This is a genomic window from Halothiobacillus sp. (assembly GCF_028710545.1).
Lineage (GTDB): Bacteria > Pseudomonadota > Gammaproteobacteria > Halothiobacillales > Halothiobacillaceae > Halothiobacillus.
This window is the reverse complement of sequence record NZ_JAQTTX010000004.1, coordinates 1-16462: the sequence shown is the minus strand read 5'-3', so window position 1 is coordinate 16462 and position 16462 is coordinate 1. Positions and strand designations below refer to the sequence as shown.

General features: G+C 53.1%; 14 protein-coding genes. 9 read left to right on the top strand and 5 right to left on the bottom strand.

Annotated elements, in window-relative coordinates:
- The first annotated feature begins 83 nt into the window (after positions 1 to 83).
- The 3 genes from lipA to PHD44_RS01170 all read left to right on the top strand — a co-directional run bounded on the left by lipA (position 84) and on the right by PHD44_RS01170 (position 3123).
- Entirely contained in the window at positions 84 to 1013 is a 930-nt protein-coding gene (gene lipA / locus PHD44_RS01180; protein ID WP_300187202.1) for a lipoyl synthase, read from the top strand.
- A complete protein-coding gene (locus PHD44_RS01175) occupies positions 1010 to 1432 on the top strand; it encodes a MazG nucleotide pyrophosphohydrolase domain-containing protein (protein ID WP_300187099.1) in 423 nt (140 codons plus the stop codon). Before lipA ends, PHD44_RS01175 begins: the two co-directional genes overlap by 4 nt.
- Positions 1433 to 1578: 146 nt before the next feature.
- Positions 1579 to 3123: a SulP family inorganic anion transporter gene (locus PHD44_RS01170; protein ID WP_300187098.1), complete on the top strand. Its 1545-nt coding sequence runs from the start codon at positions 1579 to 1581 to the stop codon at positions 3121 to 3123.
- Between the two features lie 32 nt (positions 3124 to 3155).
- Here PHD44_RS01170 and PHD44_RS01165 read toward each other — a convergent pair whose 3' ends face one another.
- The gene (locus PHD44_RS01165) at positions 3156 to 4427 is read right to left on the bottom strand and encodes a GGDEF domain-containing protein (RefSeq protein ID WP_300187096.1); all 1272 of its coding nucleotides are present in this window, start codon (positions 4425 to 4427) and stop codon (positions 3156 to 3158) included.
- A 174-nt stretch (positions 4428 to 4601) separates the two neighbouring features.
- Between PHD44_RS01165 and PHD44_RS01160 the strand changes: the two genes are divergently transcribed.
- The gene (locus tag PHD44_RS01160) at positions 4602 to 6815 is read left to right on the top strand and encodes an EAL domain-containing protein (RefSeq protein ID WP_300187094.1); all 2214 of its coding nucleotides are present in this window, start codon (positions 4602 to 4604) and stop codon (positions 6813 to 6815) included.
- Positions 6816 to 7213: 398 nt separating this feature from the next.
- Here PHD44_RS01160 and PHD44_RS01155 read toward each other — a convergent pair whose 3' ends face one another.
- Positions 7214 to 10351 (bottom strand): EAL domain-containing protein, encoded by a 3138-nt coding sequence (locus PHD44_RS01155; protein ID WP_300187092.1) that lies wholly within the window; start codon positions 10349 to 10351, stop codon positions 7214 to 7216.
- Positions 10352 to 10449: 98 nt separating this feature from the next.
- Entirely contained in the window at positions 10450 to 10983 is a 534-nt protein-coding gene (locus PHD44_RS01150; protein WP_300187090.1) for a hypothetical protein, read from the bottom strand.
- 181 nt (positions 10984 to 11164) lie between these two features.
- On the opposite strand from PHD44_RS01150, the gene PHD44_RS01145 reads away from it, so the two are divergent.
- Positions 11165 to 12202, top strand: a complete 1038-nt coding sequence (locus tag PHD44_RS01145; RefSeq protein ID WP_300187088.1) for an aldo/keto reductase — start codon at positions 11165 to 11167, stop codon at positions 12200 to 12202.
- A gap of 11 nt (positions 12203 to 12213) precedes the next feature.
- Here PHD44_RS01145 and mscL read toward each other — a convergent pair whose 3' ends face one another.
- Positions 12214 to 12624 carry a large-conductance mechanosensitive channel protein MscL gene (mscL, locus tag PHD44_RS01140; protein ID WP_300187086.1) on the bottom strand — a complete coding sequence of 137 codons (411 nt, stop codon included), beginning with the start codon at positions 12622 to 12624 and terminating at the stop codon, positions 12214 to 12216.
- 215 nt (positions 12625 to 12839) lie between these two features.
- On the opposite strand from mscL, the gene PHD44_RS01135 reads away from it, so the two are divergent.
- A complete protein-coding gene (locus tag PHD44_RS01135) occupies positions 12840 to 13385 on the top strand; it encodes a peroxiredoxin (RefSeq protein WP_300187084.1) in 546 nt (181 codons plus the stop codon).
- Positions 13386 to 13612: 227 nt separating this feature from the next.
- Here the strand turns inward: PHD44_RS01135 and PHD44_RS01130 are convergent, their stop codons facing one another.
- Positions 13613 to 13951, bottom strand: coding sequence for a zinc ribbon domain-containing protein YjdM (locus PHD44_RS01130; protein ID WP_300187082.1), 339 nt, complete (start codon positions 13949 to 13951; stop codon positions 13613 to 13615).
- Positions 13952 to 14102: 151 nt separating this feature from the next.
- Between PHD44_RS01130 and PHD44_RS01125 the strand changes: the two genes are divergently transcribed.
- From PHD44_RS01125 to PHD44_RS01115, 3 genes are all read left to right on the top strand, one after another.
- Positions 14103 to 15065 (top strand): sigma 54-interacting transcriptional regulator, encoded by a 963-nt coding sequence (locus PHD44_RS01125; RefSeq protein ID WP_300187080.1) that lies wholly within the window; start codon positions 14103 to 14105, stop codon positions 15063 to 15065.
- A gap of 360 nt (positions 15066 to 15425) precedes the next feature.
- Positions 15426 to 15797 (top strand): glycine cleavage system protein GcvH, encoded by a 372-nt coding sequence (gcvH, locus tag PHD44_RS01120; RefSeq protein ID WP_300187078.1) that lies wholly within the window; start codon positions 15426 to 15428, stop codon positions 15795 to 15797.
- A gap of 9 nt (positions 15798 to 15806) precedes the next feature.
- Positions 15807 to 16181 (top strand): diacylglycerol kinase, encoded by a 375-nt coding sequence (locus tag PHD44_RS01115; protein WP_300187075.1) that lies wholly within the window; start codon positions 15807 to 15809, stop codon positions 16179 to 16181.
- The last annotated feature ends 281 nt before the right edge of the window (positions 16182 to 16462 follow it).

Sequence of the window (16462 nt, the reverse complement as noted above, 5' to 3'; positions counted from 1 at the left end):
AGGTTTGAATACACATGTCCGAACATTCTCCGTCCGAGCCTTTAACCAAGCATTCACTTGATTATTCGCCGCCAACGCCAGCGATGCGTTCGGCTGATAAGGTGTCGCGCATACCGGTCAAGATTGAACCGACCATCGACATGCCACGCAAACCCGCATGGATCCGTGCCAAGTCGCAGGGTGGTACAGAAGTCCAGCGGTTAAAGAAAGTCCTGCGCGAACAGGGGTTGCATACGGTTTGTGAAGAGGCCAACTGCCCGAATCTGGGTGAGTGCTTTGCGGGCGGAACGGCCACCTTCATGATTCTGGGGGACATCTGCACCCGTCGTTGCCCGTTCTGCGATGTGGCGCATGGCAAGCCTCGTCCCGTGGACACGGAAGAACCGGGTCGTCTGGCAGAAACGGTTGCTGCGATGGGCCTGTCTTACGTCGTCATCACCTCGGTCGATCGGGATGATCTGCGCGATGGCGGGGCAGGGCACTTCGCGGCCGTGATTCGAGCCTTGCGTTCCCGTTGCCCGAACCTGACCATCGAGATTCTCACCCCGGACTTCCGTGGCCGAGAAGCCATTGCGCTGGATATTCTGGCAGCTGACCCGCCGGATGTGTTCAACCATAACCTTGAAACCGTGCCGAGTTTGTATCGTGCGGCGCGACCGGGCGCCGATTACGTCGGTTCGCTCAACCTGCTTGCGGCCATGAAAGAACGCTGCCCCGATGTGCCGACCAAATCCGGCCTGATGCTGGGCTTGGGAGAAACGGACGACCAATTACGGGAAGTCTTGCGTGACATGCGCGCCCGTAACATTGACATGCTGACCTTGGGTCAGTATCTTCAACCTTCGCGGAATCATTTGCCGGTTGACCGTTTTGTCACACCCGAGCAATTTGCCGAGTTGGGGCGCGAAGCCGAAGCTATGGGTTTCACCCATGTGGCCAGCGGCCCGATGGTGCGGTCGTCCTACCACGCCGATCAAGGCGGCCTGGCTGCCTTGGCGCAAGTAAGTGCATGACTAAACATTCCGCTGTAGCTTCCGCGCTGGCCGATGTACCCGAGACCTTGTCTGCCTTTGAGCGTGCAATCGAGTTGCAGGCCAGGGCAGCGGCGGTCGGGTTCGATTGGCCGCAAATCAGTGATATCCGCAACAAGATCAAAGAAGAACTCTTGGAGCTTGAACAAGGGCTGGATCATCAGGATGCAGCCAATACGTTTGAAGAACTGGGTGATGTGCTGTTCGCGCTGACCAATCTGGCGCGGCGTTTACAGATCGACCCGGCGGCGGCACTTGAATCTACCAACCAAAAATTTATCAGACGATTCCAGCACATGGAGCAAGCGGCTTTAAGCGAGGGAAGCGACCTCGCCTCGGAACCGCTCACCCAACAAGTGATTCGTTATCGTCAGGCCTGGGCAGAAGACCAATGTAGCTGAAACATGTAGATCGAATGCAGCTATCTTTAGCGGATTCCATCCTGGAGTTTTCAGAGGGCGACACATCATCTCTATGCCGCACTGAATCTTTGATTCAATCAGAGAATGCCTAAAACGCCAATAAATAATCAAAAATAAGGAAAACCATGTTTCATTTTTTTGCTAAAAACACACCCGCTAATGCCCGGCAAGATGTGCTTTCCGGCTTAACCGTTGCGCTTGCTTTGGTGCCTGAAGCACTTGCCTTTGCACTGATTGCTCATCTAAACCCGCTGATGGGGCTTTATGGCGCCTTTATCATGGCGTTGGCTTCGGCGATTTTTGGTGGCCGACCGGGCCTGATTTCCGGCGCGACCGGCGCAACTGCTGTGGTGATTGTTGGACTGGTCGTCACGCATGGCGTTGAGTATTTGCTGGCCGCGCTCATTTTGATGGGTGTGATTCAGATCCTGGTCGGTGCGTTCAAACTGGGTAAATACATTCGCATTGTTCCGTATCCGGTGTTTCTCGGCTTCGTCAATGGTTTGGCGATTGTCATTTTTCTCGCGCAGTTGCCGCATTTCAAAGAAAAGGGTGCCGATGGACAGATGCACTGGATTGTGGGTCAGCCGTTATGGATCATGCTCGGACTGGTTGTGCTGACCATGCTGATATCCCACTTTTTCCCGAAAATCACCCGTGCTTTTCCAGCAGCGTTGATGGCTATTATCATAACCACGCTTGTCATGCTCGGCTTGGGTAACGTCTCGCCGATTTTCGACACCAAAACTGTCGGTGATTTAGCAACAATCGCAGGTGGTTTGCCCAGTTTTCATATTCCGGACTTCCCGCTCACCTGGGATGCATTCATGACCGTGCTTCCATTTTCAGTGGTATTGGCCGGTGTCGGTTTGATTGAATCACTACTCACGTTGCAGTTGGTCGATGATCTGACGGAAACCCGTGGTCAGCCGAATCGCGAGTGCGTGGCGCAGGGCATTGGTAACGCGACCTGCGGTTTTTTCGGTGGCATGGGCGGTTGTGCCATGGTCGGTCAAACCATGATCAACATCGAATCCGGTGGGCGGGGGCGGTTGTCGGGTATTGCGGCGGGTTTGTTTCTGGTGTTGTTTATCTTGTTTCTCTCGCCGCTGATCGAGCAGATTCCCATCGCCACATTGGTCGGCATTATGTTCATGGTGGTGATTGGTACCTTTGAGTGGGGTTCGATCAACCTTTTCGGCAAGGTGCCCAAGCAGGATATTTTTGTCGGCTTGCTGGTTGCAGCGGTGACCGTATTTACCGACCTGGCCGTTGCTGTAATTACCGGTGTCATTGTTTCCGCGCTCATTTTTGCCTGGGAGCATGCGGGTGATTTGAAAATCGAATCCAGCATAGATGAAAACGGCGTGAAGGTTTACCGCATCAAAGGTCCGTTATTTTTCGCTTCCACGGCCAAGTTCTCCGAGGCATTCGATTTTCGCGGCGACCCCGACGACGTGTATCTTGATTTTGCGGAATCCAAAGTGGTGGATCACTCCGCGCTGGAGGCCATCGACAGCCTGGCCGATAAATACCGCAGCGTGAATAAGACCCTGCATTTGCGGCATCTGTCGCCTGAATGCCGAAAACTGCTCAAAAAAGCGGGCGATTTGGTCGAGGTCAATATCAAGGAAGACCCGGTTTATCATGTGGCCGATGAAGTGAGGTGATCTATTTACCTGCTTCTCTGGTCGGGCGCGCTTCAGCCGATCTGGACGCTATACCAGAAAATCTGGTCGCGCCCCCGCTCTTTGGCCGCATACAGGGCCTTGTCTGCATGTTCAAGCAATTCGGTTGTGCTGTTATCGACAGGGTGTGCGAAGGTAGCACCAATGCTGACGGTGATAGAAACGCTGATTCCGGGGGCGAGCTTGAATGGCGTCTGCCGAACGGCCTGCAGAATACGCTGCCCTATCTGCTCGGCTGTTTCTTGACCGGTTTCGTCCAAAATCACGAGAAACTCTTCCCCGCCCAAACGCCCCAGGTAGTCGATTTCCCGTATTTGATGGCTAACCCGTGCGATGAACTCCTTGAGTAGTTCATCGCCCGCCACGTGGCCAAAGTGGTCGTTTACGCGTTTGAAGAAGTCCAGATCAAGAATGAAAACCACCAGCGGGTGATGCAGCCGGATGAAACGTTTGTGGGCGTGATCCAGTTGCAGGAGAATCTGGCGGCGATTGGCGATGCCGGTCAGTTCATCGGTGGTGGCAAGCCGTTCCAGTTCGCGCTCGAGCTGTCTGCGCTCGGTAATGTCGCGCCAGATGCCCTCGACGCCCGCATATTTGCCTTCTTCGTCCAGAATGACCGTGCTGCTGATGGATATATCGATGATGCGGCCATCCTTGCGCCGCATTTGTCCGGGGAAGTCGCGAACATAACCGTGTTCCAGAATCGCCTTTTTAAGCTTTTCCCGATCCTGCGGGTTGGGATAAAAATCGGAGGCTGGCCGTCCGATGATTTCACTTGCCGTGTAGCCAAGTATTTCTTTGACCGCAGGGCAGACATAACGGGTTATGCCTTCTGCATCCGTGCGGTAAAAAACATCCTGCATGGTGTTCATCATGCGCTGGAACTGCTCATCGGTTTCGCGAAGTCGCTGCTCAATCACCGAACGCTCGGTCATGTCCATGAAGGTGGCGAGCAGGCCCGGTTGGCCCTCAACCATGTACGTTGTGCTCATCATCCCGATGATGCGTAATTCGCGTGCGCAGGTGTAAATTCTGTATTCGGTGGGCGGGTTGGTGAACTGGGTTCGTTCAGCCCGACGAATCCGCGCCATGACTCTTTGGTAATCCAGAGGGTGAAGAAAATCTTCCACGCTGCGGCCCAGCACCTGTTCGGGGGAACCTGCCTGTAAAAGAGACAGGGCGGCAGGATTGGCATAAATGAACTGCCCATTGAGCAAAACGATAACGCTGACCGGTAATCGGTCCAGGGTGTCCGGTGGTGCCTGAAAAGGTACGGGTTTCGGCATAAGATCAATCTCATTGATACCCTGATTGATTGGAACAGTTCGGGTGGATGGGAGCCGGAAGTATGACGCGAGTTAGATAATCCATTGTGCCCTTGACTTTGAATTGGCGCCACCTGTCTGTGGATTATCGGTAAGATAGCGGCACCGTCACTTTTACTTGATACGGAATAGTCAATGAACTTGTTTATCTCTTCCGGGCCGGACGATATTCCAGACTTAATGACGCAGGTCAAACGAGGTCTGGTTGCCAGCGCTATCTGGGTACTGGTAGCCGTATTGACGGTCTTGTTGTTTCCCTCACTGGGTACGGATGGCTTTTATGCCATCTGGCCTGCCGATGCGTTTGCCTTGGGTTTTGTGCTCATCTGGGGTTATAGCCTGCTCTTCCCTTTGGCAGTGGTTGTTACGGCCTGGAATTTGTTCTTTGTCGGGCTGACGATGGTCCAATCTCTGGTCGGCGCGTTCGCGCTTGTGCTCAGCCTGGCGCTTGTGCTGATGTTCCGACGCTACATGCAGGCGACGATCAGTAGCCCCTATGGTCGTCGACTTCTGGGGATTCCGCTGGCTTCAGTGGTGATGGCCAGTTCGATAACCGTTTTGGGGATCTGGCAAAACCCGGCATGGATTGATGATTACCAGACTGTGGGCCTGTTCTGGTTATCTGAATCCATCGCTTTTTTGGCGTTGACCCCGCTGGTCATGAGTTGCCTGCATGAAGGTTGCGGGCGTGCATTCAAGGAACTGAGGGCTTTTTTTGGCGCGCGATCGCTCAAGAGCTTGTGGCTGGTGTTTGCCGTAGTGTCGCTTTTGGTCATGGCCGCGCTTCGGCATTGGGGCAATCTGGAGTTCAATGCAGGCAGCCTGATTGGTCTGGTCGTTCTTGCGCTTGCAGCACACGCCTTGCCGATCCGGATCGCTCGTTTTTCTATCGCGGCTTATATCCTGATCTGGATCTGGTTCAACGCGTATATCAATCTATCGCATGGATACAATGCCGCTGAGTTGTTGGGCGATCAGGCATTGGTATTCATTGCGGCGCTGCTGGCTGTGATATCCACAGAAATGGTGCAGGCATACCGCCTGTCGGAGCAATCGCTGGCCCGGCAGTTATTGAGTGATCCGTTGACCGGCCTGCAGAACGATATGGGGTTATCCCGGCGGCTTCAAGCCTGGCCCAAAGATAGAACGGGGGCGATGCAACCGATGATCGTCATCGGGATGCATATCCCCGAGCTCGAACAGATCGACGCCCTGATGGGACATGAAGAAAGCAATCGGGTCGAACTGCGTTTGAGTCGGATTCTGAGCGACGAAGGGTTGTCCGATTATGCCTCACGGGTACGTCCGGGCGTGTTCATCCTGTGTCTGACATCGGCCGTCATGGGCGTGCGTGGCGGGGATGTGGCTCAGAAGCTCAAGGATCGCATCGAGTTTGAATGGAAAAAGATGGGCGCGGGTGCCCGTTATTTGCGGGCCGGATTCACGGTATTCAATCGGGCTCAAACACGTGATTTGGGCTTGCTGACTTCGGCTGTGCTTGCGGGATGCCAATTGTCTCTGGCTGATCGGAATCAGTTGGTGCATGTCGAAGACAATCTGGACAGCCTGCTCAGTCATCGCGTGCAGGAATTGACCTGGGTGCAGCACATGCGGGCCGCACTGGCTGGCGATACGCAGGCGGGGCAGTTTATCCTGTTTGCTCAAACCATTCGCGATACCCGCCATCCGGATGTCAAGGCGTTCGAGGTATTGTTGCGTTGGCAAGATCCCGATGGAAATGTGTTGCCACCCTCCGATTTCTTGCCGATTGCAGAGCGTTATGGACTGATGACCGCGATCGATGCCTGGGTCATGCGATCGGCGTTGGAACAACTGGCCCGGTCACCTTGGCGGGCCGAAATCAGCAAGGTATCGATCAACTTGTCCGGAGCCAGCCTTACGGATCCCAATTTAATAAACGAGATCGGGCTGCTGCTCAAATCCTCCGGTTGCCGTCCGGAGCAGATCTGTTTTGAGATCACGGAAACCATGGTGATTGCCGATACTAAGCTGGCCAGACAGGCCGTTCTGGGTATCAAGGAACTCGGCTGCAAGATCTCGCTGGATGATTTTGGCACTGGTCTTTCGACCTTTTCATACCTCAAGCGTTTTCCCTTCGATTATCTGAAGATCGATGGGGAGTTTGTGCGCCATATTACCGAGTCCCGGATCGATCGGGCCATTGTCGAGTCCATTCAGGCCATCGCGTTTGAAATGAACACGATCACCGTTGCTGAGTTCGTTGAGAACCTCGATCAGATGGAAACGCTACGGCAAATCGGTGTGTACTATCACCAGGGTTATGGTGTTGCCAAACCGGTACCCATTGCACATTTCCTGATTCCCTGAGTTATTCAGGGTTCGGATTAATTCCTGGAAAATCTGTATATATTCAGTTTTTTCGGGCACCAAGTACGATTCGGCAAATCCCCCCCAGCCACCCTTTTTCAAAGGGGGGAGTCAGCCCTTTTTGAATGAGTACACATCCCTCTTTGTAAAAGGGGGATGAGGGGTGGGTGGGATGGCATTTTATTTGTGCAGACCTTACCTTAGGGCACCTCGAAAAACCTACTGCGCTGTCCGATTGCAGCGTCGCGTGCTCGTTCGCGCCTCGCCTATCTACTTGATATGTCTCGTTGCTCACTGAACGCGAAGCTGGCGCAAGCCCGCGGCTCCTTGCACTCGAACATGCTAACGCGGAGCTGGCTTCAGCCCGTGACGGTTTTTCGAGGTGCCCCTTAGTCTGATCATTCGGTTTTGGCCGCTTGGGCAACCAGTAATGCCTGAAATTCATCGGGTAGCATCGGTTTGCCGGTCAGATAGCCCTGACACTCGTGGCAACCCATCTCGGTGAGCATGTTCAACTGTGCCTCGGTTTCCACGCCTTCGGCAATCGTCACCAGATCCAGCGTTTGTGCCATATTGATGATGGTTGAAACGATGGCTCGATCTTCCGCGTCGGTCGTCATGTCCCGAACGAAGGATTGGTCGATTTTCAATTTGTAGAGTTTGAATCGTTTCAGGTAGCTCAACGAAGAGTAGCCCGTGCCGAAATCATCCATCGAGAGCTTGATGTGGTGCTGGTTGAGCGTATCCATCATCAGTTTGGCCTTGTCCGGGTTTTCCAATGCCACGCTTTCGGTAAGTTCCAGTTCAAGATGGGTCAGGGGCAATCCGGTCTCGCTCAGGATATTGAGAATCATGTCGGGTAGTTGCGGCTGACGGAACTGCACTGCGGACAGATTCACGGCGATAACGAAGTCTGACTCCACCCATTGAAGCCAGTTTTTCGCCGTGCGGGTGGCCTCGCGCAACACCCATTCACCGATAGGCAGAATCTGGCCATTTTCCTCTGCAATGGGGATGAACTCGTTCGGAGCCACGATGCCTAAGTCCGGGGGCGTCCAGCGAATCAGCGCTTCTGCGCCGATGATGCGCCGGGTTTTAAGGTCGACCTGTGGTTGATAAAGCAGATGAAACTGCTTTTCCTGCAGCACCTTGCGTAAGGCCGCATCCACCTTCATCAGGCGATGCGAATAGGCCTGCATTTCATCGGTTAAGAACCGGAACGTGTTTCGTCCTGAATTTTTGGATTGATACAACGCAATATCGGCATGGCGTGACAGATCGTCAAAATTCAATCCATCCTCCGGGTACTTGACGATCCCGATGGAGAGCGTGATGTTGATTTCCTGCTGATTAATGAAAAATGGTTTTTTGAACTGTTCAATCAGTCGTTGGGCCAGAAGGGTCGCCTGGTCGGTGTCACAGGCGGGTGCCAACAGGGAGAATTCATCACCGCCTTGACGTGACAGTGTATCGTTTGGCCGAATCACCGAGAGAATCCGGTTGGCAGCACTGACGAGCAGTTCATCACCGACGCCAATCCCGAGCGATTCATTGACGTGCTTGAAGTGATCCAGGTCGATGAACATCAAGGTCAACGACTGGTTCTTCTGCCGAGCCTGCGAAATGGCATAGTCTGCATGCTCGACCAACAGCCTGCGGTTGGGTAACCCCGTCAGGCTATCGAAGTGCAGCAGGTTGGCGATGCGATCCTCGGTGTTTTTTTCTTCGGTGCAATCTGAAATGAATCCGGTAAACAGGACGGCGCCATCAGGTTCTCTCTCTGGCGTGGCGAGACCTCGGAGCCACTGGATCTGGCCTTCATGGATTACCCGATATTCGTGGTGCAAGGGTTGGAGCGTGTCAGCCGATTTTTTAATGGCGGTCAGAAAGCTGCTTAGGTCGTCGGGGTGGATTATGTTCAGTAGGCTTGTTGCATCGTGCTTTATGGCGTCCGGCGCGAGATGATAAATCTGCTTCGCGCCCGAGCTGACAAACGGGAAAGAGAGCATGCCGTCTGGCTGCATACGGCATTGAAAGACCATCCCGGGCACGTGGTTTGTGATTTTCTCCAGCCGAAGGTAGGTTTCGGCCTGGGCCTGTTCGGCTTTGATGCGCAAAGATTCGCGGTGAAAATTATCCAGAGCAAAACCGATGTCGGTGGCCATTTCTATCAGAAGATTTTGTTCGGCCTCATCAAACGCCCCATATTCATCGGAGTAAATGTTGAATGCCCCGACTACTTGTTTTTCCCTGAAAAGAGGCAAAGATGCGCTTGAGTGCCAGCCGTATTTTTTCCCTTTTTCATGCCATGGTTTGAGGCATGGGTCTTCGCTGAAGTTCTGGGACCAGAAAGGCTGCCCAGTGCGCATGGCGGTACCGGTTGGGCCTTGGCCATTGGGCTTGGATTCATCGATGGATATCTCGATATCCTTGACATAATCCGAGCCTGGACCGAAGTAGGCGACCGGTTCAACCTGTCGTGTTTCAGGATTGAGTTTGCCGATCCATGCCATCTTCATGCCGCCCAAGTGCACGGCGTCCTTGCATATTTGCTCAAAAAGAGACTGCTCATCCGTACAGCGCACGATCGCCTGATTGCATTGGCTCAAGACTGCATACAGCCTCGTAATCCGGTTGATTTTTTGTTCGTGCTGCGCACGTGTTTGATCAAGCTCGGCCAACCGGCTCTGGGTTTGAGCCAACCAATCGAGTACCGAATTTTTCTGCCTTGGCGTGATGGTAATTGGCTTATGAAAATCACCTTCGCCAATGCGGCTGATTTTCGTGAAAAGTTTATGCGGTGTGGTGCCCAATACGCGCCGCAGGCTGGTGTATGTTCTGATCAGTACCAGAATCAGACCGATGGCCAGCGCAATGAAGACCCAGCGTAAAATCAGTGCCGTTTTTTCTGCAGATTCGACTTCGGCGGCCGTTCTTGTGGCGACCATACGGGTCACTTCAAGAATCGGTTGCATGATCTCACGCTTGGCTTGATTGTATTGCGGGCTATAGAGCAACTCGGCGGCCGAGAATCTGATATCGGCGGGCGTGTTGCTACCGTCGGTAATCATCGCCATCGCGCGGCGTTCCATCACGGTCAGATGATCGGAGATACTTTTCGCTTGTTCAAGCAGTTGCAACTCCCGTGGCGTGAATCCGCCCTGTCGGAGCCGTTCGAGAAACGGCTTGGCGGGAAGCTCGTCTTCGATTTTGGTCGGTAAGGCGTCGGATAGTCCCCAGTTCGATGACAGGCAGGTCATTGCATCCGGCCTTGGAGCCATGCCGTTCCTGATATCCAGAATACGCTGATAATCGCGTTTGTAGATGGCTTCCCCCGTGATGACGTAGGAGCGAGCCATGCGTGTCAGTTCATCGGATGAGTTTCGCAGTTCATGAGCCAGATTGATGCTATTGAAGCGTTGCTCGTTTGCCTCGCCGATGGATTTTTCTGCGTGGACATAAACGACAAAGGCAATGGCCAGAGCGCAATAAAGCAGCAGGGTAATCAGTACATTTTGTGAAAAACGATTATCCACTGAGTGACCATCTGAGGAGTAAAGTCTTCACTTTATCAGTACCCTGTTGCCAAAAGCGAATTCGGGCGCTTTGCTGGCCCCGGCATAAGTATTGGCGACTATTCGCTTTCCAGTTTCTCCAAGCGTTCGATGACAAGGCGAATCAACAATGGATCAGCTTGAGGGTATTTTTGCTCTATGGATGCAGCATCCCGTTCGCCTTCCACGATGGCTACAAAAGCATGTGCTGCCGATCTCTCGACACCCGCGTCATCTGCCGCTTCGCGCATGTTCGATAGTACGTCCAGCGCGCTGTGGTCACCCCAAGTCGCCGCGAAAATGAGTTGTGCAATGCCAAGGGCCGCTTCCTCGCGCGCCTTGTCGGCCAGAGAGTCAAGCCAATCGGGGTATTCAGTGGCATGTTCGATGCCTTTTATGATTTCCTGATCTTCTTCATCCAGCAGCGCCATGTCCGGTTCAGCGCCATTAAGCCATGTGTTGAGAACATGAGCGAGTTTGACCCAGCCATCATTGCGGTATTGCTCGATCATTTCCATGGTGGCTTGCGATATTCGGTCGTCTCTTCTGCTGGCAGCCACGGTGGTGATGAGCGCCTGATGCACGGCGCAGATTTGAATGGCAGGTTCTTGCATGGTTGAACTCTCCGGAGTGTGGGGCGATCTGTTTGAATCAGGCCCGTATGCTATGGTTAATAAATAGCCGTTTAATTGAATATCGGTTTGACCATCCATCCGATCGTGACTCATGGCGAGTAAGAGCCGGAAAAAATCAGTCTAAAAGGCCACAATCATCCAAAAAGGAGGAACACTGCTGGTGGAACACAGAACTTTGGGACGTTCGGGGATCGAAGTAAGCACCATTTGCCTCGGCACAATGACCTTTGGTCAGCAAAATACAGAAGCAGAGGCCCATCGGCAACTCGACTTTGCTTTTTCCTCTGGCATCAATTTCATCGATACCGCAGAAATGTACCCTGTACCGGCTCGGGCGCAAACACAGGGCCGGTCAGAGTCGTTCGTGGGATCGTGGTTGGCGGGGTGGCGGCGAGATGATCTGATCATCGCCACAAAAATTGCCGGCCCGGCTCGTGGCATGGACTGGATACGCGGCGGGCCGAGGGTGAATGCCGAGCAAATCCAGTCGGCGGTCGAAGGCAGTCTCAAGCGTTTGAAGACCGATTACATTGATCTATATCAAATCCATTGGCCTGAACGTTATGTCCCCCAGTTTGGTGAGCGCTACTATGACAGCCGTCGTGAGCGTGAAGCCGTATCGATCGAACATCAACTCGAATCGCTTTCCCGTTTGGTTGAAGCGGGAAAGATACGCGCAATCGGACTCTCCAACGAAACCCCGTGGGGCGTGATGTCCTTTGAGCAGGCAGCCGAGCGGCTGGGTTTGTCTCATGTGGTCAGTATTCAGAACGCATTTAACTTGCTGAACCGACGTTTTGAAATGGATGGTCTGGCAGAAGTAAGCCAACGAACGGGTATCGGTCTGTTGGCATACAGTCCGCTGGCATTCGGATTGCTGACTGGCAAGTATGAAATGAATCCGAATGCGGCCGGACGAATGACGGAATTTCCGGGTTTCGGCCAACGCTATGCCAAGCCCAATGTGCATGAAGCCGTGCAGGCTTATCTCGAATTGGCGAAGGCGTACGGGCTATCGCCGGCGCAAATGGCAATCGCTTTCGTTCTGCAAAAATCGTTTACAACCTCGGTCATTATCGGGGCGACGAGTATCGATCAACTGAGCGAAAACATTGGCGCTGCCAGCCTTCAGTTGCCAGATTCTCTGATGGAGAAAATCGACGCAATCGATCAACGCTGGCCAAGCCCGACGCCCTGATTGGCTGATGTTCAGTCGGCCCTGTTTTTCAACAGATCGCGAATTTCGGTCAAAAGCTGGATGTCTGCGGGCGGGGCCGGTGGCTCTGCGGGTCTGTCTTGTGTTTCAGGACGCTTGAGTTTGTTGATTGCCTTCAGCGCCATGAAGATGGCAAAGGCAACGATGGTGAAGTCCAGAGCCGTCTGGATGAATTGTCCGTAGCGAATGGCGACTTCGGGCACCTTGTCATGCGCGGCCTGGATCACGATGCTCAGTTTGCTGAAATCCACGCCGCCAATCAGCAGGCCAATGGGCGGCATAATGATGTCGCTGACCAGGGACGAGACAATCTTCCCGAACGCAGCGCCGATGATGATACCGACCGCCATATCGATCATATTGCCTTTCATGGCAAATTCTTTGAATTCTTTAACCAGCGACATGTTGTTTCCTTCCTTTTGAATTGGCCGATAGAGGCTGGATGGATTATGCCATGACCACTTTAATTGCAAACCGTGTTCCAGCGGGATTTAGGTCTATATTTACCGGTATGTTTACTGGGCTTTAGATGCGCAAGCCGGTCGGATTCATACGGGTTGAACGATGAGAACATGCCTGAGCTTGTTTTATGTTTGGTTTCTATTTGGAGTAATAAAAGATGGGATCAGGTTTGCGTTTGCTGTCATCGTTAGCCATCGTCTTGAGCGTGGCTTGGGCCGGTGTTGTTCACGCGGAACTCAAATTGGGTGAAGCCGCGCCATCGTTCAGTTTGCCGGATCAAAAGGGGGTAATGCATACACTTTCGGATTATCGGGGGAAGTGGTTGGTGCTTTATTTCTACCCCAAGGATGAGACACCGGGTTGTACGACCGAAGCCTGTACTTTCCGAGATGACATTGCCACGATTCAGAGCATGGGAGCGGTGGTCGTTGGCATTAGCGAAGACAGTATCGACAGCCACGAGCGGTTCGCAAAGAAATACCATCTCCCATTCACCTTGCTTGCAGATGACAATGGCAAGGTGGCGCAGGCGTATGATTCCCTGTTTTCGATCCTCGGAATGATGAAATTAGCCAAACGGCATACATTCATCATCGATCCACAGGGACGATTGGCTGCGATGTTTATGGATGTCGATCCAGACGATCACAGCAAGCAGGTAATCGCCAAACTTACGTCGCTGATTGCCAGCGAAGCAAAATAGCGGCGTCTTTGAGGGAAGCGCTGGTTTATTCCAAGGATGGAATAAATCAGCATTTACTGAAGGGTACCTCGAAAAACCCCATCCTTGGGATTTTTCGAGGACGTTCGTCGCGGGAAACCCGCGACAAACTCACGCTATTTCAATCGCTTATGCGATTGCGCGGCACCACGTCCATGTGGTGCATGGGCACCTCGAAAGGTTTTTCGAGGTGCCCTGAAATCAATCCGTCAGGATTTTTTGACGAACTCGGATTTGAGTCCCATTGCGCCGATGCCGTCGATCTTGCAATCGATATCGTGATCGCCATCAACCAGGCGAATGTTCTTCACTTTCGTGCCGACCTTGACCACGAGGGATGATCCCTTGACTTTCAGATCCTTGATAACCGTTACGGTGTCGCCGTCGTGCAGGATATTGCCATTGGCATCCTTGACGACGAGTTCGTCATTCTTGGTGGAAGCTTCCTCTGCGGTCCATTCGTGTCCACATTGGGGGCACACGAAATGGCCTTGGTCGATATAGGTGAAGTCGGCGCCGCACTTCGAGCACGCGGGCAGGTTTTGCATGTTAAATAACCTTTTATTTATGAATTGGTGGAATATGATAAACATATTTGCTTGGTTTATGAACCCACGACGGTCGCTTCAAGTCATCCATCTGTCAATTATCGCGCCGCCATGTATAATTTTCGGATTGAAAAAATAGTGTGGGTTCGGCATGAAAGATCATTCTCTGTTCAGTCAAATCTGGACGCAATCGCCCGTCTTTGAGGCGGTTCTGCGAAGTGTTCAGATCGTCGCTGCGACCGAAGCCACGACCTTGATTCTCGGGGAGTCGGGCACTGGTAAGGAACTGGTCGCGCGTGCATTGCATGACGGTTCAAAGCGTCGAGATCGTCCTTATGTTGCCGTGAACTGTGCCACTTTCTCCGAATCTCTGGCTGAATCACAGTTGTTCGGCCACAAACGGGGCGCGTTTACCGGCGCTCATGCCGACTATGAAGGCCAGATTCGGTCGGCCGATGGCGGTACTCTTTTTCTGGATGAAATTGCCGAATTGAGCTTGCCCGTGCAAGCCAAATTGCTCCGTTTTCTGGAAACAGGCGAGGTGCTGGGTCTGGGTGAATCGCAGAGCCGTCCAGTCGATGTTCGTCTTGTGGCCGCAACGCACCGTGATCTGGCCAAGATGGTCGAGCAGGGGCGTTTCCGCGCGGATTTATTTTATCGCCTCCAGGTCGTGCCCATTGAATTGCCACCCCTGCGTGCGAGGCAGGGGGATATCGACTGGTTGCTGGCTCGATTCATGACGGAATTTGCTGAACGTTACACACTGCACCTGCCTCGTCTCACTTCAAAGGCGCGTGGTGTGATCCGCCGCCATCCATGGCCAGGCAATGTTCGGGAGCTGCGTAATCTGGCCGAACGTCTGGTCGTCCTGCATGCGGGAAAGTCTGTTGATGTAGATAATCTTCCACATGAATTACGTGCGACCGAAGCGATGGAGTCCACCACTCGTCGTTTCGATTTGCCGGAAAATGGAATCGATCTGGAAGCAGTCGAATCAGACCTGCTCCGTCAGGCGTTGGCGCGTACAGGTGGAAACAAGAGCCGCGCGGCACGATTGTTGAACCTGTCTCGCGACACTTTTCTGTATCGGCTCAAGAAGTTCTCCATTCAGTAAATACATTTCTGATCCGCTTGAAAAAACCGCCAATCACTGGCGGTTTTTTATTGCGCGGGTCACCGGGCCCGACAGTGATCCACAATTTCATTCCGGATTCACCATTTTGTTATCAAATCTGTGTTTTGATACGCGTGTTGGCAGTGTCGGTGGTTCATGGGGCGCCTCGAAAAACCTACTGCGCGCCTCGATTGCTGCGTTGGGCGGTGCTCCCTCCCTAACGCGTAGCTGGCGTCAGCCCGTGACGGTTTTTCGAGGTGCCCTATGGTCGTGACGATTCGAAAAATCGGTTACTCGAAAGAGATTTGACTTATCGGAACAGGTAGACTGCTGGCCAGATTTATTGATGAGGAAATTGACATGAACGTGCCTACCGATCGCCGTTATGGCCCCACACATGAGTGGTATTTGCTGGAAGACGATCTGCTTGTTCTGGGCGTGACCGAGCAGGGGCAGGAATTGCTGGGTGACGTGGTATTCGCTCAATTGCCTGAAGTCGGTTCAAAAGTTGAGCGCGGACAAGCCTGCGCCACACTGGAATCGGTGAAAGCCGCTTCGGATGTGATCTGCCCGGTCGATGGTGTCGTCATCGCGGTGAATGCGGCGCTTTCGGATTCACCGGAATTGATCAATGACGATCCATTCGATACAGGCTGGATTCTCCACATACGCCCATCAGGCGATCCGGATGAGTGGATGTCAGCGGAAGACTATCAGGCACAATTCGATTAAGGGGGGCTGATGGCTTCTGAAAATCTGGGCGTCAAGCGCATCATGCTGGCCGCCAAATATTCCTGGCAGGGATTCCGGGTGGCTTATCGCAAGGAGGAGGCTTTCCGACAGGAAACCTGGCTGGCCGTGTTCGCGATTCCTTTGGGGCTGTACCTGGGGCAATCCGGAATGGAAAGGGGAATGCTCGTTGGCTCGATTCTACTGATTCTGATCGTTGAGCTTTTGAACACGGGTATTGAAAATGTGGTGGATCGTGTCGGACTGGATCCGCACAAATTATCCGGCCGAGCCAAGGATATGGGATCGGCGGCGGTTTTTCTTTCTATCGTGATGGCCGCAGTGATCTGGGCGATTATTCTATGGCCCCAACTGTTTGCGCGTTAGGGAAGCGCTGATTTATTCAGTGCTTCCCGCTTGGGGCAGGATGCCCCAACACGAACAAAGACGTAAGTCTTTGATTCGTGAGAGCCATTGCGGGCGTGTACCGCGATGAGCGAGCTGATTTATTCCATGGATGGAATAAATCAGCATTTACTTAGGGAACCTCTGATTGAATCCTTCGTGGCCGAGACGGGCTTTTGAGGGATGAGTCGCAAGGCTCGGTGCGAAACGGGCTTGCGCCAGCTCAATGCGAAGCAGGCGCAAGCCCGCGTTAATGGTTATTC